A 716-nucleotide genomic window follows, 5' to 3' on the forward strand; every position below is an offset into this window, starting at 1 on the left:
TAACTATACTTTTATATATTAAAAAATTAAAAATTATATACAGTGAATTATTAAAAAATATTTTTTTCTGAACGATACATTTAAAGTATTTTTAATTTAATCTTATAATAAGTTATTAGAAAATATTTTCTTTAATTTAATTTTATAATTCTTAATAAAAAAACGAAGGTTGGGAAAATGGTTGATAAAAAACGATATAAAATAGGACCAGGAACTATTAGTATAATTACTATGGATCAATATAATGAGATTAAATCTGCATTTTTAAATAAAAATCAAGCTAAATCATCTTTGTTTAGAAAGTTCCATAGATTATATAATATAGATAAATACACTTTTAAAGCAATTCTTAATGAAATTTATGATGAACATCAGCATCCCTCTTCTCCTGTGTCTCACCATGTAAAATCTAAAAGGAATTACATCAGTACTAAAAATGAGTATTTAATGGGTTATAATACTCACCAATTCTATAAAAATCCTCCAAAAATAGATGTTATTCCAAGACAACATAATAATTAGATTTTTTTATTTATTTATTATGTTTTTAATTGCTTTTTTCTAGTTGTTTTACTTGTTTTTTATGTTTTCTAGAGTTTTTTCTAACTTATTTTTTTATAATAAGAATTATTAGCTATTTTAACTTTTATTTTTTAATTTTAAGTTATTATATACTTTTATTATATAAAATATCTTCATTTAATAAATTTTTATTT

Annotated in this window: 1 protein-coding gene; it reads left to right on the forward strand. The window is 18.7% G+C overall.

Going from position 1 to position 716, the window contains the following annotated elements; translation table 11 throughout:
* Positions 1 to 177 precede the first annotated feature (177 nt).
* Entirely contained in the window at positions 178 to 522 is a 345-nt protein-coding gene (locus BGI41_RS08250; protein ID WP_088540219.1) for a hypothetical protein, read from the forward strand.
* The last annotated feature ends 194 nt before the right edge of the window (positions 523 to 716 follow it).

The organism is Methanobrevibacter sp. 87.7 (assembly GCF_002208625.1).
Classification (GTDB): domain Archaea; phylum Methanobacteriota; class Methanobacteria; order Methanobacteriales; family Methanobacteriaceae; genus Methanarmilla.